Here is a 20,018-nt window from a genome sequence, read left to right as displayed (position 1 = left end):
AGCATTGTGCGAGGAACAAGGGATGTTCTCACCGGCCAACCAGCCTCATTTCAATCTGACCGTCGATGGCATCGACAGCGACTTTCAAGTGCTGTCGTTCACCGGTCGCGAGGCACTCAACACGCCGTTCGAATTCGAGCTGGAACTGGTCAGCGAAAAGGCCTCGATCAACCTCGAAAGCGTGCTGCACAAACTGGCGTTTCTTCAGCTGTCGCCAACCGGCACGGGCATCCACGGGCTGGTCTACAGCATCGCCCAGGGCGAGGCGGGCAAGCGCCTGACCCGCTACAAAATCTCCCTGCGCCCGCAACTGGCGTACCTCGCGCACCGGGTCAACCAGCGCATTTTCCAGCAGATGACCGTGCAGCAGATCATCAGCCAGGTACTGGAAGAACACGGCATCCTTGCCAGCGATTACCACTTCCAGCTCAGCGCGATTTATCCCGAGCGCATTTACTGTGTGCAGTACGACGAATCGGACCTGGATTTCATCCAGCGCCTGTGCGAAGAGGAGGGGATTCACTACCACTTCCAGCACACGTCGAGCGGCCACAAACTGACCTTCGGCGATGACCAGACGGTGTTCCCGAAACTTGCGCCGGTGGCCTATCAGCAGGACTCCGGACTGGTCGCCGACAAACCGGTGGTCAAGCGCTTCGGCCTGCGTCTGGCCACCCGCACCAGCCGCACGACACGCCGCGATTACGACTTCGTCAAACCGAAGATCGAGCTGGAAAGCGATGCCAAAAGCAGCGCGCAACCGGACCTCGAAGACTACGATTACCCGGGCCGTTTCGTCGATCGCGAGCGTGGCAAACACCTGGCCAATCGCGCACTGGAACGTCATCGCAGCGACTATCGTCTGGCCGAAGGCAACAGCGATCAGCCGATCCTGGTCAGCGGGCATTTCCTCGCCCTGACCGACCACGCCAACCCGACGTGGAATGACCTCTGGCTGCTCACCGAAATCTTCCACGAAGGCAAACAGCCGCAGGTACTGGAAGAGTCGGTGACCAGCGACACCACCGACAACAAAGACGATTTCCACCAGGGCTACCGCAACCGCTTCAGCGCCATTCCGTGGGACGTGCCGTACCGTCCGCCGCTTGATCACCCGAAACCAAAAGTCCTCGGCACCCAGAGCGCGGTGGTCTGCGGCCCCGAGGGTGAAGAGATTTACTGCGACCAGTACGGCCGGGTGAAGGTGCAGTTCTTCTGGGACCGCGAAGGCAAGCACGACGACATGACCAGTTGCTGGATGCGCGTCGCGTCGAGCTGGGCGGCGGAAACCTTCGGTTCGATCAACATTCCACGGGTCGGCATGGAGGTGTTGATCACCTTCCTCGAAGGCGATCCCGACCAGCCGCTGATCACCGGTTGCCTGTACCACGGCGCCAATCTGCCGCCGTATAAACTGCCGGATTTCAAGACGCTGGCGACGGTCAAGAGCAAGGAATACAAGGGCAGCCGCGCCAACGAATTACGCATCGACGACACCACCAGCGAGATCAGCATCGCGCTGCGCAGCGACCACGGTGCGAGTGCGATTAACCTCGGTTATCTGACTCACCCGCGACCGAGCGGTGGGCAGCCGCGTGGTGAAGGTTTTGAGTTACGCACCGACCGCCACGGCGCAGTGCGTGCCGCCGCCGGTTTGCTGATCACCACTGAGCCGCGTCCGAACGAGTCGAAACATCACAAGGATCTGCCGGAAACCGCCGAACGCCTCGCCACCGCCAGCGATCAGCAGGACGGTTTTGCCGTTCAGGCCAAAGAGCTTCAGGCCCAAGAGGCCGGCGATCAGGACGACGTCGCCAAAGCGCTGCACGCCCAGCATCAAGGCGTACTCGGCAGCGGTCCGGCGAACCTCACCGCCAACGAATTCCCCGAGTTCACCGAGCCGCATCTGGTATTGGCAAGTCCCGCCGGCATCGCCCTGACCACGCCGCGCTCCAGCCACATCGCCACCGGCGAACACTTAGCGCTGAGCAGCACCGGCCACACCAGCCTGTCGATCGGCAAACGCCTGCTTGCCAGTGCCAGCCGTGGCATGCGCCTGTTCGTGCAAAGCATGGGTTGGCGGCTGGTCGCAGCGTCCGGCGACATCGACGTGCGCGCACTGAAGGACAGCATCAACCTGCTGGCCAAACTCAACATCACCGCCAACGCCGATCGCATCACCATCACCGCGAAAACCGAACTGGTGATCCAGGGCGGCGGCAGCGCCACCACCTACAACGCCGGCGGCATCACCCACGCCACCAGCGGCCCGTACACCGCACACGCGGCGAATTTCGCCTACACCGGCGCGAAAAGTCTGGCCGGGGTGTTCCCGGAACCGCCGAAACCGGGCAAGGGCAATCTGGAATTGTTCAACCAGTACGCCGGGCGTCAGGGCATAAAGGAAGGTGATTACGAAGTCATCGATGCGCTGGGCAAAAGCATCAAAGGCAAGCTCGACGGCAAGGGTTTTGCCAGCGTCGCCGGGGCTGCACCGGGTCCGGCGCGCGTATTGTTCGGCAAGGATCCGGCGGACACCTGGAGCGATGGCAGTTACATCGGCAAGCCGGAGTGGCCTTTGAATCCACCAGGGGCCGAGGATGTGCCGAGTCAGGTGCAGGCGATGGTCGCGCAGGTGTTGCCGAGCAAGAGCTGGGACATGTTGGAGAAAGGCAAGGACATGGCGCAAACAGGGATGAGTGCGATGCAGACGGCGCAGCAAGTGAAAGGCGTGGTGCAGGGCGGGGTGGCTGGGTTGCCGAAGCTGGCGAGTGCGGCATTGCCGAGTGCGTCGGGGATTCTTGGGGCGGCGAGCAAGGCGGGCAAATTGCCGAGTCTGCCTGCACCGAGTCTGCCAAAACCTTCCTTGAAAACCCCGGGCCTGTTGGCGGGTGAGATGCTGTCATGACCACTGAAAATGCTGTTGTAAAACGTGAACCCCAGGTTGCCATCGTTCCACTCAATGCCATCGACATTCAGGACGTCGCCAGCAGTGCGGCAACCTTTGATGCGTGGCTGCAATCGGCTACGGATGGCGTGGTCACGCTTGACCGGATCAAGAACTACGCCGGCTTTTTGCCGGTGGTAGGCAACATCATGGCGTTGGTCGATGCGCTGGGTGACATCGTCACGCTGTCGAACGCCAAGCAACGCGACTTGCTCGCGTGGGCCAGCCTGGGTATCAACCTGATTGGCGTATTGCCTTTGCCACCGTCGATGGCAGCGGCGCGCATGACCCTGCGTCCGACGCTGTTTCTGGTACGTCAGGAGATGAGGGCCAGCAGCAAGTTGTTGCTCAGCACTTCCGTAATCGAGGTGCTGGTCGGTCACCTGAACGCCTCGATTGTCGGCACGCTGGATGATTTTGTTGAACAGGCCAAAGGCAAGTTACCGGGCATTTTGGCGGACGCTGGCAAGCTCGGCGAAGAAATCATTGATCAGATTGCAATAGGCATCGAAGCGGTGGCGTTCGGCAATCTGGATGCCAAAGGTGATCTGAATGCGGCCAGCGCCCAGGCGAGCGCCGCAGCCGATCAATTCAAGAATGATCCGCTGGCGTCATTCAGTAATGTTTTCGGGGCTGCCAACAGCGCCCTGAAGTCGGCAGGCAAAGGTCTGGCCAACAGCGTGGCGCAAAACCTCGTCCCCGGTGACTTCAAAAAAACCGTTTCCGACGAAACCAAAAAACTGCGGGCGATGGGGCCGGAGTTGCGCACGCAGTTGAGCAAGCTCGACGATGAGTCGGTGCAGAACTCGATCGGCTGGTTGCTGCTGATCCTCTCCAGCGCCGTGACCTTGTGGCGCAAGCGTAATGCCCATGGGCAGAACGCCGCGGTCCACCCTGAGAAAACCGGTCAGGCGAAGCGTACGGCATCAGAGGGTCAGTTGGCCTCTAACGGCCAACAGGCTCCGGCGAAAGGCGCGCCCAATCCGGAGAAAGGTCCCTGTAAATGCGCCACTGAATTCAGCATCAACTTTGCCCTGGGTTCGGAAAGCCTCAGCCATACCGATTTCAGCCTGCCCGGCCCCTTCCCGATCGAATGGACACGCACCTACAACTCGCGCCTCGACGCCTACGATCAGAGCGAACTCGGTGCCCGCTGGATCAACGAGTTCACTACACGGTTTGACTGTGTGGACGATGGCCTGACGTTCTACGGCGCCGACGGCCGCGACCACAGTTATCCGTTGCCTAAAGTCGGCCTGTTCCACTACGACGCCATCGAAGACATCACCCTGGTCCGCAACAGCGAAGATCAGCTGTTGCTGTGCCGTGGTTTCGAACGCAAGGAAACCTACGTCCGCCGTGGCCAGCGCTTTGTGCTGAGCAATATCTCGCTGCGCAACGGCGCCGGGATGATGCTGCATTACGAACATCGTCACGGCGAACACTCGGTGCTCTCCGACCTGATCACCTATCAGGAAAACGATTTCACCAAAGTCCATTTGCACCTCGGCACGATGATCGACGATCACGGCCGGTTTATCGGCCTTTGGCAGATCGTTGACGGCGAACCACTGCGCCAGCTCTGCGCCTATCAGTACGACGCCTATGGCGACCTGATTCAGGCGCAGGACGAGAACGGCGCCGTCTGGTCGTATCAGTTCCAGCATCACCTGATCACCCGCTACACCGACCGCACCGGGCGCGGCATGAACCTGCAGTGGGATGACCAGAGCCCCAAGGCCAAAGCCGTGCGCGAATGGGCCGATGACGGCAGTTTCGACACGCGTCTGGAGTGGGACGAAAACATCCGTCTGACCTACGTCACCGATGCCCTCGGCAACGAGACCTGGCACTACTACGACATCCTTGGCTACACCTACCGCATCCGTTACGCCGATGAACGTTCGGAATGGTTCTTCCGCGACGAAGCGAAGAACATCGTGCGCCGCGTCAATGCCGACGGCAGCACCGATCGCTACAGCTACGATGGACGCAGCAACCTGCTCGAACACATTCGCGCCGATCACACGGTGATGCATTACGCCTACGACGATCAGGACCTGCTGATCAAGATCAGCGATGCCGAGGGCGGACAATGGCAGCGCGCCTATGACGATCAAGGCAACCTGGTCGAAGCGCTCGATCCGCTCGGCAACAAAACCGAATACGCCTACAACAAATCCGGCCAGCCCACCGCGATCAAGGACGCCAACGGCAACGAAAAAACCCTCGATTACAACGATGCTGGGCAACTGGTGGAATACGTCGATTGCTCGGGCAAAACCAGCGCGTGGGAATACAACGAACTGGGGCAGATGATCTGCTTCACCGACGCTGCCGGCAACGCCACCGAATACGAATACAAGGCCGGCCAATTGGTGCTGATCAAGCACCCGGACAAGACCGAAGAGCGTTTCGAGCGAGACGCCGAAGGTCGGTTGTTGGCGCACGTTGATGGACTTGATCGTTGCACTACGTGGAGCTACAGCGCTGCCGGTTTGATCGCCGAACGTGTCGACGCAGCCGAGCAGACCCTGCGCTATCGCTGGGACCGTCTCGGACGGCTAACGGCCCTGGAAAACGAAAACGAACAACGCGCGCACTTTCACTACGACCCGGTCGGACGCCTGCTCGAAGAGCGCGGTTTCGATGGCCGCAGCACGCGCTATCAGTACGACCCGCTCACCGGACGCCTCGCGCAATCGATCAATGGCCAACGCGTCGTCTCGTTGAGCTTCGACCCGATGGGCCGTTTGACTGAACGTCGCGCCACCTTGGGCGAGCAGTCGCAAAGCGAGACCTTCGCCTACGATGGCAACGGCAACCTGGTGCTGGCCGACAACGCCGACAGCCGCCTGCAATGGTTTTATGATCCGGCAGGAAATATTCTGCTTGAGCACCAACACTATCTGGGGTTGGACAGCCCGGTGGTCGCGGTCTGGCGGCATGAATACGACGTGCTTAACCAGTGTATCGCCACGACCCGTCCAGACGGCCACCGTGTCAGTTGGTTGACCTACGGCAGTGGCCACTTGCTGGGCCTAAGACTGGACGATCATGAACTGGTTGGCTACGAGCGTGATGACCTGCACCGCGAAGTCGCCCGCCATCAAGGCAACCACCTGCTGCAAACCCAAAGCTGGGATCCGGTTGGTCGCTTGCAGGAGCAATTGCTGGGACGCAGCGACGACAAATCCACACTGCTCAAACGCGAATACCAATACGACGCCGCCGGCCAACTGACCGACATCAACGACAGCCGCCGCGGCCCGCTCGCCTATCGCTACGATCCCGTCGGCCGACTGCTCAGCGCCACCACACGTCAAGGCGTGGAAACCTTTGCTTTCGACCCGGCCGGCAACCTGCTCGACGACAAGGCAACGGAAATCCGCCGCCCACTGGACCTGATGCCATCGCGCAGCAAACTGGTCGACAACCTGCTGCGCGAATACGCTGGCACGCACTACGACTACGACGAACGCGGCAACCAGATCCAGCGCTGGCACAACGGCCAACGCAGCGACCTGCGGTGGGACCTGTTTGATCGACTAGTGCATTTCGAAGACCCGCGCCTGAGCGTTGATTTCGCCTACGACGCACTGGGACGCCGCCTGCACAAAAACTCGCGCGCGCATTACAAACAACGTCCTGAAGCCGGCTCTCTCTGGAACAGAAACGAGCACGCGCGCAAGCAGCGCGAACTCGGCTGCGGCTTTACCTTGTATGGTTGGGATGGCGACAACCTCGCCTTTGAAAGCAGCCCGGCGCAGAGCGATGGCGAACCGGGTCGCACGGTGCACTACGTCTTCGAACCGGGGACTTTTGTCCCTGTTGCACAGGCTGTACGGCACGCGCCAATCGATCTGATTGGGCTGCCGGATTACAGCGGTGAATACAGCCTCGATGAAGACCCGATGTGGAATCACAAGGCAACGGCGTTACCGTTTGATGCGTTGGCCTGGTACCAGTGTGATCACCTCGGCACGCCGCAGGAATTGACGGACTCCCAAGGCAACATAGCGTGGACCGCGCAGTACAAGGCGTGGGGACAGGTGACGGAGCAGCGTTCGGAATGGGCGCGGCAGCATGGCGTGATGAACCCGATACGGTTCCAGGGTCAATATCACGATCATGAGACGGGGCTGCATTACAATCGGTATCGGTACTATGATCCGCAGACCGGTAGATTTGTAAGCAGGGATCCGATTAGTTTCGGTGGGGGGATGAATTTTTACCAGTATGCGTCCAATCCAGTCATTTGGACGGATCCACTAGGCCTCGCAGCGGATGGACAGTTAGGTACTTACGGTAGTATGAATGGCGGTAGTAACGTAGGTGATCAGTTAGAGGTTCATGAGCTAGTCAGGCATGAATCTCTGGTCCAGATGGGATGTGCGAATAAAAGGCGTCGTAATAAAGCGAATCCGTCAATTGCAGTTGACCCCACAAGACATGATGCGATTCACTCGAACGAAACCACTTTAGCGCGAACGCATCTAGGCCTGGGCGTTAATGAGTTTGATTTTGACCCTACAACGGGTAAACCTTCTAAACGGCAAATGGACGTTTGGCAAGGAGCTATCCGTCAATCGGGAATATCAGCTTCGCAGGCTAGGCGTCTGCGCAAACGGTCTGGTCAATATGTAAACTCGCTTAACTGCTGCTGTGACTAATAAATAAGGGGAGATACGGATGTTTAATGAGTTGGTTTTTACACGAGAGTCACCTACGAAAGCTGATGCATATGTAGGCGGAGGAGCCTATCTGCCGCGTAATGTGGTTTGGCCTCGGTCTGCTGATGGACAGCCCCTTACACATTTGATCTCTTTTCCTGGTACATGGTTTTCAGATGCGCTAGTAGATGATGATTTTTGGCTTTCAATATTTATTCCTTACCTACAGGGAGAGGTAGGACATTACAGAAAGCTAAGAGCTCTCAATGGAGTGTCCGAAGCAGTAGTTGTAGGGTATTCCCGGTCAAGCGAAGAGCGGAATGAAGCACCTAATAAAATAATCGATTGTAGAAAAGTTCAGCTTTCGTTGAATCCTGACTCTGATGATGACGAAAATTTGGCGTCTAAACTGGATGGTATAGATGCTTGGTTGCAGGCACCCATATCATCAAGTGGCGGGCGCAGGCGGGTGTCTATTTATGGCGGGGATTTAGATGCTTCTCTCCCCAACAACAAAGGCATACTGTCGGATGGTATGGGCTATCTTTTCCTAGATGATGATTTTTTAGCGAAAAAAGGAACCGGGTGCGGTAGCTTTTTTCTCCAATTAGGATAGTCGAACGGTTTTTAAGCAACCATGACGGGAAACCTTTGCTGTACCGCGAGTTACCAAGACTTGATGTTAGCAAGCTGATGAAGACAGCAAGCGCGGCTGTAAAACTGCTCTGGGACAGACCACGTTTCTGAAGGTTTTTTAAGCGTGGTTTGCCTGATTCGAAAGCTTAAATTGTTCGTGGATAGACCGGGTTTTTTGAATCTTTGAGAGATATTACCAAAAGTTCAACGTCTAGCACGGTAATGAATGGCCACCCTGACTCGGTACCAATACGTCATAGCGACCGGGCGTCTATCGAAGACTTCGATCAGACTTGGAGTGGATGAGCGCGAGATTATTGTCCCCAATATTTTTGTTTATCCCGGGGCGGCTTCAGTTGGATTTATCGATAAGATAAAAGAAAAAAGCGCAGGAGGCGTGTCGAAAGAAATGAAAGAGGTAATCAATAAATTTCATAAAATAGGTGGTGGAGCTATCTTCGATTTTTATGAAAGTGGATTTTATGACTCCGCATGTGATGAGGAAGTTATTAGGGTCTTTGTCGTACCCAAAGAGGTAGATAATAGGGTTGGCAAGTCGAGCTTCCGAAGTCTTAGGCCTTAAAGCGCTATGGGTGAATAAAGCTGGGATGAATTCAATTGATTTTAAGAGATATAACGTTGGCTCGATTATTCGTCCAGCAGATAATTTCGACGCGCTTAAGCAGCAGATCGGATTTTTGGTAAAGGTTGTGGATGCATTGGATATCAAATTCTCTGATTGCGAGAATGATCCTTTGCGTCTTGCTAAGGACTATGTGGATGGCAGGATCCCCATTGAAACCTGTAAGGCTGAGGCTGCGTTTTGGTGGGCAAAACTCGATGGGAAAGGCGCAATACGAGACTTTCAAGACAGGGACGTATTACTGGCGCGGCTAGCTATCTGCCTGCTGTCAAATGATGAAGATGATGTTTCTGTAATGGGAGACAATCTTTCATGGTTTTTTGAGATGCTGGGATTCTTGAAAGTAGATATGACGATGCCAATGAGAATGATGATTGAGTATTTTGAATTTAAATGAATTTAAAGATCACTAGGCAGGGAGCAGTGTAGTGGTGCTGTGAGGCGTAACTTGCCGGTTACGCTGGGACGGCGACAAACTCACCTTCGAACGCAGCCCGACGCAAAGCGATGGAGAACCAGGTCGCACCGTGCACTACGTCTGTGAACGTGCACTTTTGTCTGTACGGCATGCACCAATCATACAAAGATCCCTACAGCTCCAGCGGGCCGATAAATGAATTTTGATCATATTATTTTTATTGCGAGCACCGACTGCTTTTCAGCAAAGCTCTTAGGGGAGCGTTTTGCTGATAATGTTGATGGTATAAAGAATATCGCCAGAGCGACGACTCTGGAGTTAATGAATGGAGATGCTGACTATTACTACGATGCAGATTTTAGAGAGGAAAGAATAAGTAAGACAAAAAACGATTTTTTCCAAAAGCTCTCGACGCTTAGCGATTCAATTTCTGGAAGATTTGCAGAGCTTGACTCAATTGCTAGCCGGCGAACACTAAGTCAGAGCGCCAATTCGATTCAACTTATAAAGAGCGTGTCTGCCAGAATATATTGGTTGAATACCGATGACTTTCAGATTGAAATTTCTGACGAACTAATCGAAGCAGTCATTCAGGCTCAGCTTGTGGAAGTGCCTTTAGATACAGAAACAGATCTTGCTTGGGAAGAAATTCATGAGCGATGGGAGTATTCATCATCCGAGTGGGATAAATACATAAAAAATATTATGAAAGAGGTTCCTGACGCGATCTGTGCGATATTTAACGATCTTTACAACTCGCCGCTTTCTTTAAGCTACCTGAATGTCTGGAGTGAAAGGTTGTCAAGAAAACACTTTATGACTCTGATCAAGGCCATTGAAGATGAAGCTTTCTTGGAAATGGAAAAAATCGATAAGGGTTACGCAGAGCTGGTCAGGCCTACTATGAAACAGTTTTACGAATGAAGAGTTTTTAACGGGCAGATCAAGTTTTTTGACTGTTAGTCAAGCACAGTCTGCCTGCGGCTCCTCACCCGGAGTGTATGGACATGAACGAAATTTTTCACAAGATTGTCTTTGAGTTAACGCCTGGCGAGGATGGTTATCCTCCTGTATCCGCTGAGTCTATTTGGGGCATCTATGCCGGTGATGGTACCCATGTCTTAGACAATACTCCCTATTACGTTTATGGCGTGAGTAAGGGAGATTCCGTGCAGGTAAAGTCCAGTGGCGATGAGATGATAGCTGTGCGTGTCGCAAAACAGGGTGGCCATTCGACTGTCAGAGTTTTTGCCAGTGATACTGAAGAGAGAAGTAAAATAATCGCTCATCTTCATCAGTTGGGTGCCTCGTGCTCAGTTAGTCAGGAAATGTCGCTGTTTGCAGTGAATATCCCCTCGGATTGTGATTTTTTCGCGATCGACAGATATTTGTCTGATATTGCTGATGGGGAAAATATTGCATATGAGGATGCTTGTCTGCAGCACTCACATATTAAATCATCTCGTCTGGGGGAGTGCCTGTCATTGGCTTCTTTGCCTCTAATAGCTCATTGATTGAGTAACCGCTAAAGTGGGGCGTGGAACAGGTCGGGATAAAGAAATTTTTCGGAGGTGGGCTGCGTTTTTATAATTAATTAAACGTAGTCTGTCCCGATAAAAAACAAAGCATGGGGACAGGTGACGGAGCAGCGTTCGGAGTGGGCGCGGCAGCATGGCGTTGTGAACCCGATACGGTTCCAGGGGCAGTATCACGATCATGAGACGGGGCTGCATTACAATCGGTATAAGTACTATGATCCGGGGGTTGGGCGGTTCGTATCTAAAGATCCAATTCTTCTCGCAGGTGGAATCAACTTTTTTGCCTACGCTCCTAACCCTGTGGAGTGGATTGACCCACTTGGCTTCACTAAAGCTCCCGGGGCAGCGGGAAGAAAGCCGATTTCGAGCAAGCCTAATCAAAACTCGAAATGCCCATGCAGGAAAAAGTGGGAGGTGAATAGCTACAATAGGATTTGTGAAGGAAAACTTAATGGAAAAAATGTTAAGTACTATCGAGATTCGACGTCGGAGTTGTGGTAGTCCGCTTATACTGAAACACATGGTGATTCCACTTGGAAAGTAATGGCGCAGCAAGGTACGGATCTAGTGCATAAGCATGATGCAGATATTTACGGAGGCTTCATGACAGGAAAACACAAAGGCCCGACAGGCAAGATAATGTCAATGAAAAACATGAAGTGCCGAAAAGCTTGAGGTGTAAGCCAATGATTAGCAGCGCTGATGATTTTAAGTGTTATGCAGAAAGCGAAAACGAGATAGAAAACGCAAAGATAAATGAAGTTGCGACAGATGAAGTTTGGCTCGAGGTTATCTCAAAATACCCTGAGCTTTCACGACTGGTTGTTGCAAACGGATCAATTTCTACTGATGTGCTCGAGAAACTTTCACTAAGCGACGACGTAGATGTTCGCTGGGATGTTGCAATGAAGAGGCGTATCAATAGACGTACTTTTGAGAGGCTGGCAACTGATAAGTCCGAAATGGTTAGACATAGAATTGCATGCAACCCGAAGACACCCAAAGATTTATTAGCGCTACTTGCGACAGATGAAGACAACATGATCGCCGAGGCAGCAAAAAAACTCTAAAGTGAATTAGGCGCCGTGAACCATCCAACTGAACAAAATTGGAGTTGCTCGGGGACAGACCACGTTTTTGAAGATTTTTAAGCGTGGTCTGACAGGGAATAAAGTCGGAGATGCTAGAAATCTACCTATTATTAACAAAGGCATTAAAGAATGGAAAACGGCCACTAGCAATTCCCCACTGCCCGAGGGCGACTACGCAAATCACCCCTTTTGTGGGCAGGCTAAGGTGTTGAGATTTAATAAAACAAAGTCCCTGATTAAGTCGGCAATCTATCATCTGGTCATGATCTGGGTTTAATTTAGAGTCTTAGAGTGTCCCCGATATTAGATTTATAGATGGAGATATGTTGATGGCCGAGTTGTCAAGTGGGGAGGAGTTGAGCTTAATGTCTGGTGAATATCTAAGTGGCATGGATCGCTATCTCCGGCTAGAACAGGATTTTTATAACTTCTTCCATTTGGAAGTTCAGAAAAGCTAAATCGTTACTGAGTTATTCAAAGCACCTTATTACAATACATTTTTTCAAATGGCACACCGTTCATGGACGGAAATCCAATTTTTTCTGTAAGAAATGAAGTGAGTGGTCAGATTCTTAGAATAGTATTAGACGAGGAGGTTGATGAGCTTTCCTCGTATCAAGACAAAGAAGCGGGATGTGAGCTTGTTATATTCGGAAATCTATCCTTGATGGATGAAATAAAGAAAATGATTTCCGCGTGGATCAAGGCGCAATAACTCTTCTAGAACCCTTCAGGGCACACCATTTTTGATGTTTGCAAAACGTGAGTGTAGGGGGTAAGTTATGAAAAGACTAAGAGGCTTCTCCATTCATGGCACTGCAGTCGATTGTGATCAGAATATCAAGCTTGACGAAATATCAATTCTCGCTGATCCAGGAACGATAAGAGCCTTAGGGGTTTTCTTGATCAGTGCTTCGTACGAAATGGAGATCAATGGGCTAGAGCATATGCATCTACAAGATTTAGTCGAGAATTTCTCAAACAAAAACATGTGGATTTAGTTGCTATTAATAAGAAGATGGTCGGTCTCTTAGGAGAATAATCACTGCGGTATATGGGTTTTTGACGCGGGTGGAGACGTGCTGCGGTTTTTGGATTAAATAGGCATGGCCTGCCTGATAAATACCTGCTGTCCGAGTGAGGTCGCGCGAATCATGAGTTATGAATACAAATTGGTGTTTGACGACAACTCTACAGCTCAGCATGTCATCGACATTGTTAAAGCTAGTAGTGCTTGTGTTCGCTCGGGCGACGGTGATCTTTATTTGAAGGATCACTCGTTGAATAGCAGTGGGGCTTACGATACTCGTCTCATTTATGGGGATGATGAATCCCTGTGGCTCCAAGTGAATTTCCAATCAGCAGAACTGTACGCCCTACTTAAAACAGCACTCAATGGAAGAAATTTCAGGTGTCTTGAAGATGGGGACGAGGATGAAGAGGTTGGCTTAAATGAGGCCTTCCGCGTGTAGGTTGACTCTCGGTCAAATTGCAGCCGAATAGCCACTTTTTAATCTCTAAAAATTTATGAAATATATCAGGGGCAGGCCACGTTTTTGAAGGTTGATTAAACGCAACCTGCCTCTGATAAAACTCTCTGCCATTGGTGGTCGAAAGACGCGAAATTGATCGAGGCTGCAGTCAACCCTCGTAGTCGAAGGAATGACAACATGAAAGACACCATTCGCTTGGGCGACTCCACCACTCACGGTGGCAAAGTCCTCGAAGCCTTTTCCCAGACCGACCTAAACGGCAAGCCCATCGCCGGGGTTGGCCAAAAGGTCAGCTGTCCTCTGTGCAAAGGCATTTTCCGATTGCCGAAGGCAGCAGTACCTACACCGTCGATGGCACGCCTATCGCGTTGGACGGAATGAAGACCGCTTGCGGGGCCGTGCTGATTGCCAGTGGCCCGAAGGGAGCAGTGGTCAGTTGAATCCGCGAGGCTGAGCTTTTCGTTCGCCCTCGTGAATACTGCAAGTAAACAACCTGGCTTCATCCATTAAAGGAATAAACATGAAGAACACCGCTTTGATCCTCGCACTGACCGCCACTCTCGGCACCGTCAATGTTGCTCACGCAGAAGGACCGGACGCTGCTACGTTGAAAGCGATGTACGACACTGGGCGCAACATGTCCGGTCTGATTAACCATTGCGTTGACAAAGGTTTCCTGAAAGCTGAAAGCGCTACGAACGCCAATAAAATGGTGGCGTTTGTTGCCGGTATTCCAGGGCAGATGGACAAGAGCGACGGCGATAAGAACGAGGCCCATGGTCGCAAGGGTGAGGTATTGGACGATGGACAATACAAAACCCTGGAGGCCAATCTGCCGCCGAGTCTGACGCTCAAGCAGTGGTGCGAGCAGGCGGATCAAGGCATGCGTCAGGGATTGGAGCGTGTGGGTCTGTAATCTCCTTGGTGATTGATTGTTCCCACGCGCAGCAATGAAATGCCTCAAGGGACGCGGAGCGTCCTGGGCCGCATGCCTTTGCTGCGCGTGGGAACAATCAGGTGCAACGGGCAGGTTATTTGGCGGAGAACTTCAGCACGACGCTGTGGCTGTAAGTCTGCCCCGGATCAAGCCGTGTACTCGGGAAGTCCGGCTGATTCGGTGAATCCGGATAGTGCTGAGTTTCCAGGGTAAACGCGCCCCAGTGCGGATAGACCTTGCCACCCTTGCCCTTGACGGTGCCGTCTAGGAAGTTGCTGGTATAGAACTGCACACCCGGTTCCGTGGTGAACAACTGCAGCACGCGACCAGATTGCGGATCGCTCACCTCAGTCGCAACTTTGCCGATATCGCCCTTGGTATCCAGCGCCCAGTTGAAATCAAACCCACCCTGTTTCGGCTCGGCGAATTTCAGTTGCGGATGATCAGCCTTGATGTGCGTGCCGATCGCGGTTGGCTTGCTGAAGTCCATCGGCGTGCCGGCCACGGGTGCCAGTTCGCCGGTCGGGATCAGTTTGGCGGTGACCGGGGTGTAATGGCTGGCGTGCAGGGTGGCGACCTGTTTGAGGATGTCGCCATTGCCGGCGCCGGCGAGGTTGAAGTAGCTGTGGTTGGTCAGGTTGAGCACGGTCGGTTTGTCGGTGCTGGCCTTGTAGTCGATGCGCAGTTCGTTGTTGTCGGTGAGGCGATAGGTCACTTCGGTGGTGAGGTTACCGGGGAAGCCCATTTCACCGTCGGCCGAGAGATAGGTCAGGGTCACGCCGACCGAATCCTTGTCCTTAGTTTCCTGGGCCTTCCAGACTTTCTTGTCGAAGCCCAGCGTGCCGCCGTGCAGCGCGTTGGTCTTGTCGTTCTGCGGCACTTGATAGCGCTTGCCGTCGAGTTCGAACGCGCCTTCGGCGAGGCGATTGCCGAAACGGCCGATGGTCGCGCCGAAATAGGCGGTGCCTTTCTGGTAGCCCTGCACATCATCGAAGCCGAGCACGACGTCGTCGAACTTGCCGTGCTTGTCCGCCACTTTCAGCGATTGCAGGGTCGCGCCGTAGGTGATGACGGTGGCTTGCATGCCGTGGCTGTTGCGCAGGATGTATTGCTCGACGGGCGTGCCGTCATTGGTTTTGCCGAAGGCTTTGTGTTCGGCGCTGAGGCCGGCCGCGTTGGCGGAGAGGGTGGCGATCATCAGGGACAGTCCGAGGCCGGAGAGCAGGTGACGGGATTGAAGCATGGTTGACCTTCCTTTTTGTTGTTGTTTTCAAATTGCTGCTGAGGCTGTGTAGGAGCTGCCGAAGGCTCGGGCCGCGTTCGGACGATCTTTTGATCTTGGCTCTAAAAACAAAGTCAAAAGATCGCAGCCTGCGGCAGCTCCTACAGAATAACTAGTCATGCTATTTGTATGCGCAGTGAAGATTTATAGCTGATTAATCGTTTATTTCAACAATAAAGACAGACTAATTGGTTGGGCAGGCATTGCCGAAGGTCGGCTGGTCGTGCGCACCACTGCACTTTTTCGCAATCGGCGGCTCTATCCATGGCCAGGATGCGGTGACTCCCGCCGCACAGGAATGTGCCTGTTCGAGATTTCATGCCGAGAGCTTTTGCCCTGATCACTGCTTTTTTCCGCCGCCCGTGTCTGTTGCTGGCGTGTTTGTCGTCGCTGTTTTTCAGCGGTTGCAGTCACCAGGACGGCAACGGCTTCTTCAACCAGATGCGTGAAGGGAAGCCGCAGGAGTTCCTGCAGACAAGCGTCGACCGCATGGCCACGCTGGCGATGCGCGACAACCTCAACAGCCTCTATCGCTTGCAGGGCAAGTTGTACTTGCGCAACCCGGAAGAACTGCGCAAGTCCGGTTTTCTCAACATCCATGCCGCGGTGAAACAGGTGCGCCAGGCCATTGAGCAGCAACAACCGCTGCCGGTGCTGGGAGGGCGCAAGGACCTCGCAGCGCTGAGCTATGCGATGAGCCCGGAGTTTCTCGGCGATCGCGTCGGCGCCTTCATCTATGCGATCGGCAGCATGCTGGTCACCGCCCACGGCAATCGCACCGAGTTCTACATGACCGATGCGATCAACCCGACGTTCGTTCACAACGCTGCACGCAATATCGAAAAAGCCACGTGGATTTTGTCCCAGCGGCAGAACAAGGAAGGTCAGCCGCTGCTGTTTTCCAATGAGATCTCTGAGGAGGGCAGCAACCTGAGTTTCGCCACCGAGTTCGGCAAAATCGTCGCGCGGCTGGACCTGATCACGCAGATGCTTGATGAGCGTTACCGGCGGATCGGCCTTAACTACGCGCAGAGTTTGCTGTTTCTGAATTTCTTGCCAGTGCAGTGAGTGCAGAGATCCAATGTGGGAGCGAGCCTGCTCGCGAAAGCGGTGGATCAATCAACACTTCAGTGCCTGAAAGAGCGCATTCGCGAGCAGGCTCGCTCCCACATTGATCGAATAGTGAAGGTTGTTTTTGTATACAATCCGTCACCGCTATTGATCAAAATGGAGCCGCCCCCGTCATGACCGACCCCGCCAGCGCCGATTTCAGCCGCGTCGACCGCACCGCCCGTGCGGACAAACTGCCCTATGCCGCGTTGCTGGCGTTCGCCATGACCGGGTTCATCGCCATTCTCACCGAGACCCTGCCCGCCGGGCTGCTGCCGCAAATCGGTGCCGGGCTCAACGTCAGCGAAGTGCTCGCCGGGCAACTGGTGACGCTCTACGCGTTGGGTTCGATTGTCGCGGCGATTCCGCTGACCGTCGCCACGCGTGGCTGGCCTCGGCGCCGGGTGTTATTGATGACGGTCGGCGGGTTTCTGCTGTTCAACACTGTCACCACATTCTCCAGTCATTACGGCCTGACCCTGGCCTCGCGCTTCCTCGCCGGGATGGCGGCGGGCTTGTCGTGGGGGATCATGGCCGGTTATGCGCGCGGCATCGTGCCGGTGCATCAACAGGGGCGGGCGCTGGCGATTGCCATGCTTGGCACGCCGGTGGCGTTGTCACTGGGCACACCGGCGGGGACGTGGCTGGGCAATCTGATCGGCTGGCGCGCGTCGTTCGGGATCATGTCGGCGCTGGCTCTGGTGCTGGCGGCGTGGATTGTCATCGCCGTGCCGGATCGTCCGGGGCAGGCCAGTGACGAGCGTCTGCCGCTGCTCGAATCGATGCGCCTGCCGGGTGTGCGGCCGGTGTTGTTCGTGGTGCTGACGTGGATGCTCGGGCACAACATTCTCTACACCTACATCGCGCCATTTCTGATGCAGGCCGGGCTGGCTGACCGGGTCGATCTGGTGCTGCTGGTGTTTGGCCTGTGTTCGCTGGTGGGGATCTGGATTATTGGTATGCTGGTTGATCGCTGGTTGCGCTGGCTAACGCTGATCAGCCTCGCGGTGTTCGCGTTGACGGCACTGGTCTTGGCGCTGGCGGCGCCGTCACCGCTGGTTATTTACGCGTGCATGGCGGTGTGGGGCTTGTCGTTTGGCGGTTCGGCCACGTTGCTGCTGACCTCGGCGGCTGACTCGGCCGGTGATCACGTCGACGTGGTGCAGGCGATGCTCACCACCTCTTGGAACGTGGCGATTGCCGGGGGCGGGTTGTTTGGTGGCTTGTTGCTGGATCGGGCCGGGGCGATGTCGTTTCCGTGGGCGCTGCTGATTCTGTCGCTGATTGCCCTGGCCACGGTGTGGATCAACAAAAACCACAGCTTCAAACCGGGCCGGCGGGTGCACTGATTCATCAGCCACCCCATAACACCTGTGGGAGCGAGCCTGCTCGCGAAGACGTTGTGTCAGTCGATAAATATGTCGGATGACCCACCGCATTCGCGAGCAGGCTCGCTCCCACAATGGAAAAGGTGGTGAATTCGATATGGCATAACGATAGACCGCATCGATATATGTGGTTATAAGAAAAATCGCTATGCTGCGGGCCAGATTTTTCCTGTCGTTTTTCTGGACGGTTTAATGGAATTGGCAAATTTCGGCCTGGTGATTGCCGGGCTGGTAGTAGGGTTTATCGTCGGCATGACCGGTGTCGGCGGTGGTTCGTTGATGACGCCGATTCTGTTGTGGTTCGGCATCAACCCGGCAACGGCGGTGGGCACTGACCTGTTGTACGCCGCCATTACCAAATCCAGCGGCGTCCTTGTTCATCGCAAGAACAAGAACATCGACTGGGCCATCACCGGTTGGCTGACCCTCGGCAGCGTGCCGGCGGTGGCCATGACCCTGTGGTTCCTCAGCACCCTGCACACCGCGCCGGACGCGATGAACGCCATCATCAAACAGGCGCTGGGCTTCGTTCTGTTCGCCACAGCGCTGGCGATCTTCTTCAAGAAACGCTTGCTTGAGTTCGCCCACAAACGCGCCGGCGGCAACTACAACCCGAGTGGTTCGCGGCTGAACGTGATGACCGTGATCACTGGTCTGGTCCTCGGCACCATGGTTGCGCTGACCTCGATCGGTGCGGGCGCCCTCGGCACTGTCGCGCTGTTCATCCTTTATCCGCTGCTGCCGACCCGGCGCCTGGTTGGTACCGAAATCGCCCACGCCGTTCCGCTGACGCTGGTCGCGGGCCTGGGCCACGCGAGCATGGGCAACATGGATTGGGGTGTGCTGGGCTTCTTGCTGGTCGGCTCGCTGCCTGGCATCTGGCTCGGCAGCCACCTGACCGGACGCATCTCCGATGAAGTGCTGCGCCCGTGCCTGGCGACGATGCTGGTGCTGATCGGTTACAAACTGGCGTTCTGATCCGGCCATGACTGAAACCACTGTCCACTGCGATGGCCGCCTCGCCATCACCGTCGAGCCGCGTGAAATGCGCATGAGCCATTGGCTGTACGCGCCGCGGGCAGTCGATCTGCAGCAGCAAAAAGTGCTGCTGGATCTGAGCGAGAGCCTGTGGGATTTGCTCGGTACCGCCGACGAGACGGCCAATGGCATCGAGCTGGTGTTGCGCAAATACCCGGGTGATCGGGCGTCGGTGAGGTTGAGCGTTGAACTCGAAAGCGGTGAACTCAAGCTCGGTGGACAACTCGTCGCCCCTTCGCAATTGCTCTCGGCGCTCGATTCAGCGCTGGAGTGAGGCGGCACAGCCTGCCGCGAGCCGCCTCACCACCGGTTAACGCTTAATAACGTATTTCATCACTGTCACCGGCAAATCGTCGTAGACCAGTTCTTCAACCACTTCCCAACCCAGTCGCGCATACAGCGACTGCGACGTGTCGGTGTACAGATACAACTCAGGCACACCGAGCGCCGCCGCTTCTGCAACCACTCGATTGACCAGTTGCGAAGCAATCCCGCGCCCACGTTCCTCTGCCTTGACGTAAACCCCCGCCAGCCATGGCGTCAGGTTCGGGCGCAGCTTCAGATCACTTTCGATCAGCAGCGCACCGCCCAGCAGCCGCGAACCCTCTAGCGCTACCACGACACTCGGCACGGCACCTTTGCCGCAGGAATCGCGCATGTGTTCGATACGGTCCTCGACGGTTTGCCCGGGACGAAACTCGCCCCACTCCTTGAAGTTGAGCGTGGCCAGTTCTTCGATCAATTCGGGGTGATCGCAGAGGTAATCGATGTGCATGCGGGTGAACTCCATTTCATGGGCAGAACTGCCACCCTAATGCGGTCAT

The 20,018-nt window shown here is 54.8% G+C and carries 17 protein-coding genes and 2 pseudogenes; 17 read left to right on the top strand and 2 right to left on the bottom strand.

All coding sequences use genetic code 11. The features are described from left to right. The first annotated feature begins 22 nt into the window (after positions 1 to 22). From HU718_RS20010 to HU718_RS19950, 13 genes and pseudogenes are all read left to right on the top strand, one after another. Positions 23 to 2,908, top strand: a complete 2,886-nt coding sequence (locus HU718_RS20010) for a type VI secretion system Vgr family protein (protein ID WP_217868231.1) — start codon at positions 23 to 25, stop codon at positions 2,906 to 2,908. Further along, the gene (locus tag HU718_RS20005; protein ID WP_225936814.1) at positions 2,905 to 7,620 is read left to right on the top strand and encodes an RHS repeat-associated core domain-containing protein; all 4,716 of its coding nucleotides are present in this window, start codon (positions 2,905 to 2,907) and stop codon (positions 7,618 to 7,620) included. Before HU718_RS20010 ends, HU718_RS20005 begins: the two co-directional genes overlap by 4 nt. A 19-nt stretch (positions 7,621 to 7,639) precedes the next feature. Next, a complete protein-coding gene (locus tag HU718_RS20000) occupies positions 7,640 to 8,236 on the top strand; it encodes a YwqG family protein (RefSeq protein ID WP_186616243.1) in 597 nt (198 codons plus the stop codon). Positions 8,237 to 8,482: 246 nt separating this feature from the next. Beyond that, complete coding sequence (locus tag HU718_RS19995) at positions 8,483 to 8,839, top strand: hypothetical protein (protein WP_150731230.1); 357 nt, start codon at positions 8,483 to 8,485, stop codon at positions 8,837 to 8,839. A 25-nt stretch (positions 8,840 to 8,864) separates the two neighbouring features. Continuing rightward, positions 8,865 to 9,296, top strand: a complete 432-nt coding sequence (locus HU718_RS19990) for a hypothetical protein (RefSeq protein WP_150731234.1) — start codon at positions 8,865 to 8,867, stop codon at positions 9,294 to 9,296. 216 nt (positions 9,297 to 9,512) lie between these two features. After that, positions 9,513 to 10,241 (top strand): hypothetical protein, encoded by a 729-nt coding sequence (locus tag HU718_RS19985; protein ID WP_150731229.1) that lies wholly within the window; start codon positions 9,513 to 9,515, stop codon positions 10,239 to 10,241. An 83-nt stretch (positions 10,242 to 10,324) separates the two neighbouring features. Beyond that, positions 10,325 to 10,831, top strand: coding sequence for a DUF4265 domain-containing protein (locus tag HU718_RS19980; protein ID WP_224795243.1), 507 nt, complete (start codon positions 10,325 to 10,327; stop codon positions 10,829 to 10,831). Positions 10,832 to 10,939: 108 nt separating this feature from the next. Further along, positions 10,940 to 11,188: pseudogene (locus tag HU718_RS30010) on the top strand (RHS repeat-associated core domain-containing protein); the annotation flags it as partial. A 353-nt stretch (positions 11,189 to 11,541) separates the two neighbouring features. Next, a complete protein-coding gene (locus HU718_RS19970; RefSeq protein ID WP_186616242.1) occupies positions 11,542 to 11,925 on the top strand; it encodes a hypothetical protein in 384 nt (127 codons plus the stop codon). Positions 11,926 to 12,466: 541 nt separating this feature from the next. Then, complete coding sequence (locus HU718_RS19965; RefSeq protein WP_186616241.1) at positions 12,467 to 12,661, top strand: hypothetical protein; 195 nt, start codon at positions 12,467 to 12,469, stop codon at positions 12,659 to 12,661. Positions 12,662 to 13,100: 439 nt separating this feature from the next. Next, complete coding sequence (locus HU718_RS19960) at positions 13,101 to 13,418, top strand: hypothetical protein (RefSeq protein ID WP_150693835.1); 318 nt, start codon at positions 13,101 to 13,103, stop codon at positions 13,416 to 13,418. A 198-nt stretch (positions 13,419 to 13,616) separates the two neighbouring features. Then, a pseudogene (locus tag HU718_RS19955) lies at positions 13,617 to 13,879 on the top strand (PAAR domain-containing protein). A gap of 80 nt (positions 13,880 to 13,959) precedes the next feature. After that, positions 13,960 to 14,355: a hypothetical protein gene (locus HU718_RS19950; RefSeq protein ID WP_110719291.1), complete on the top strand. Its 396-nt coding sequence runs from the start codon at positions 13,960 to 13,962 to the stop codon at positions 14,353 to 14,355. A gap of 115 nt (positions 14,356 to 14,470) precedes the next feature. Here HU718_RS19950 and HU718_RS19945 read toward each other — a convergent pair whose 3' ends face one another. After that, on the bottom strand, positions 14,471 to 15,619 hold the full coding sequence (locus HU718_RS19945) for an aldose epimerase family protein (protein WP_150751157.1): 1,149 nt from the start codon (positions 15,617 to 15,619) through the stop codon (positions 14,471 to 14,473). Positions 15,620 to 15,976: 357 nt separating this feature from the next. Here HU718_RS19945 and HU718_RS19940 point away from each other — a divergent pair, with 357 nt between their 5' ends. The 4 genes from HU718_RS19940 (at position 15,977) to HU718_RS19925 (ending at position 19,468) form a co-directional block, all read left to right on the top strand. Next, the gene (locus HU718_RS19940; RefSeq protein ID WP_102901676.1) at positions 15,977 to 16,726 is read left to right on the top strand and encodes a hypothetical protein; all 750 of its coding nucleotides are present in this window, start codon (positions 15,977 to 15,979) and stop codon (positions 16,724 to 16,726) included. 176 nt (positions 16,727 to 16,902) lie between these two features. Continuing rightward, positions 16,903 to 18,117: an MFS transporter gene (locus tag HU718_RS19935; RefSeq protein ID WP_186616240.1), complete on the top strand. Its 1,215-nt coding sequence runs from the start codon at positions 16,903 to 16,905 to the stop codon at positions 18,115 to 18,117. 231 nt (positions 18,118 to 18,348) lie between these two features. Further along, a complete protein-coding gene (locus HU718_RS19930) occupies positions 18,349 to 19,134 on the top strand; it encodes a sulfite exporter TauE/SafE family protein (protein ID WP_077573721.1) in 786 nt (261 codons plus the stop codon). A 7-nt stretch (positions 19,135 to 19,141) separates the two neighbouring features. Further along, the gene (locus HU718_RS19925; RefSeq protein WP_186616239.1) at positions 19,142 to 19,468 is read left to right on the top strand and encodes a hypothetical protein; all 327 of its coding nucleotides are present in this window, start codon (positions 19,142 to 19,144) and stop codon (positions 19,466 to 19,468) included. A 36-nt stretch (positions 19,469 to 19,504) separates the two neighbouring features. On the opposite strand, the gene HU718_RS19920 is transcribed toward HU718_RS19925, so the two are convergent. Continuing rightward, positions 19,505 to 19,969 carry a GNAT family N-acetyltransferase gene (locus HU718_RS19920; RefSeq protein ID WP_095121171.1) on the bottom strand — a complete coding sequence of 155 codons (465 nt, stop codon included), beginning with the start codon at positions 19,967 to 19,969 and terminating at the stop codon, positions 19,505 to 19,507. Positions 19,970 to 20,018 lie beyond the last annotated feature (49 nt).

Origin of the sequence: Pseudomonas tensinigenes, assembly GCF_014268445.2 — a bacterium.
GTDB lineage: Bacteria > Pseudomonadota > Gammaproteobacteria > Pseudomonadales > Pseudomonadaceae > Aquipseudomonas > Aquipseudomonas tensinigenes.
This window is presented reverse-complemented; position numbering and strand designations above follow the sequence as displayed.

Coding starts and splice junctions, on each gene's coding strand:
- HU718_RS19945 (WP_150751157.1), bottom strand. CDS start 15,619: ATGCTTCAATCCCGTCACCTGCTCTCCGGCCTCGGACTGTCCCTGATG.
- HU718_RS19930 (WP_077573721.1), top strand. CDS start 18,349: ATGGAATTGGCAAATTTCGGCCTGGTGATTGCCGGGCTGGTAGTAGGG.
- HU718_RS19965 (WP_186616241.1), top strand. CDS start 12,467: ATGGACGGAAATCCAATTTTTTCTGTAAGAAATGAAGTGAGTGGTCAG.
- HU718_RS19985 (WP_150731229.1), top strand. CDS start 9,513: ATGAATTTTGATCATATTATTTTTATTGCGAGCACCGACTGCTTTTCA.
- HU718_RS19920 (WP_095121171.1), bottom strand. CDS start 19,969: ATGCACATCGATTACCTCTGCGATCACCCCGAATTGATCGAAGAACTG.
- HU718_RS19950 (WP_110719291.1), top strand. CDS start 13,960: ATGAAGAACACCGCTTTGATCCTCGCACTGACCGCCACTCTCGGCACC.
- HU718_RS19940 (WP_102901676.1), top strand. CDS start 15,977: ATGCCGAGAGCTTTTGCCCTGATCACTGCTTTTTTCCGCCGCCCGTGT.
- HU718_RS20005 (WP_225936814.1), top strand. CDS start 2,905: ATGACCACTGAAAATGCTGTTGTAAAACGTGAACCCCAGGTTGCCATC.
- HU718_RS19935 (WP_186616240.1), top strand. CDS start 16,903: ATGACCGACCCCGCCAGCGCCGATTTCAGCCGCGTCGACCGCACCGCC.
- HU718_RS20010 (WP_217868231.1), top strand. CDS start 23: ATGTTCTCACCGGCCAACCAGCCTCATTTCAATCTGACCGTCGATGGC.
- HU718_RS19970 (WP_186616242.1), top strand. CDS start 11,542: ATGATTAGCAGCGCTGATGATTTTAAGTGTTATGCAGAAAGCGAAAAC.
- HU718_RS19995 (WP_150731230.1), top strand. CDS start 8,483: ATGGCCACCCTGACTCGGTACCAATACGTCATAGCGACCGGGCGTCTA.
- HU718_RS20000 (WP_186616243.1), top strand. CDS start 7,640: ATGTTTAATGAGTTGGTTTTTACACGAGAGTCACCTACGAAAGCTGAT.
- HU718_RS19990 (WP_150731234.1), top strand. CDS start 8,865: ATGAATTCAATTGATTTTAAGAGATATAACGTTGGCTCGATTATTCGT.
- HU718_RS19980 (WP_224795243.1), top strand. CDS start 10,325: ATGAACGAAATTTTTCACAAGATTGTCTTTGAGTTAACGCCTGGCGAG.
- HU718_RS19960 (WP_150693835.1), top strand. CDS start 13,101: ATGAGTTATGAATACAAATTGGTGTTTGACGACAACTCTACAGCTCAG.
- HU718_RS19925 (WP_186616239.1), top strand. CDS start 19,142: ATGACTGAAACCACTGTCCACTGCGATGGCCGCCTCGCCATCACCGTC.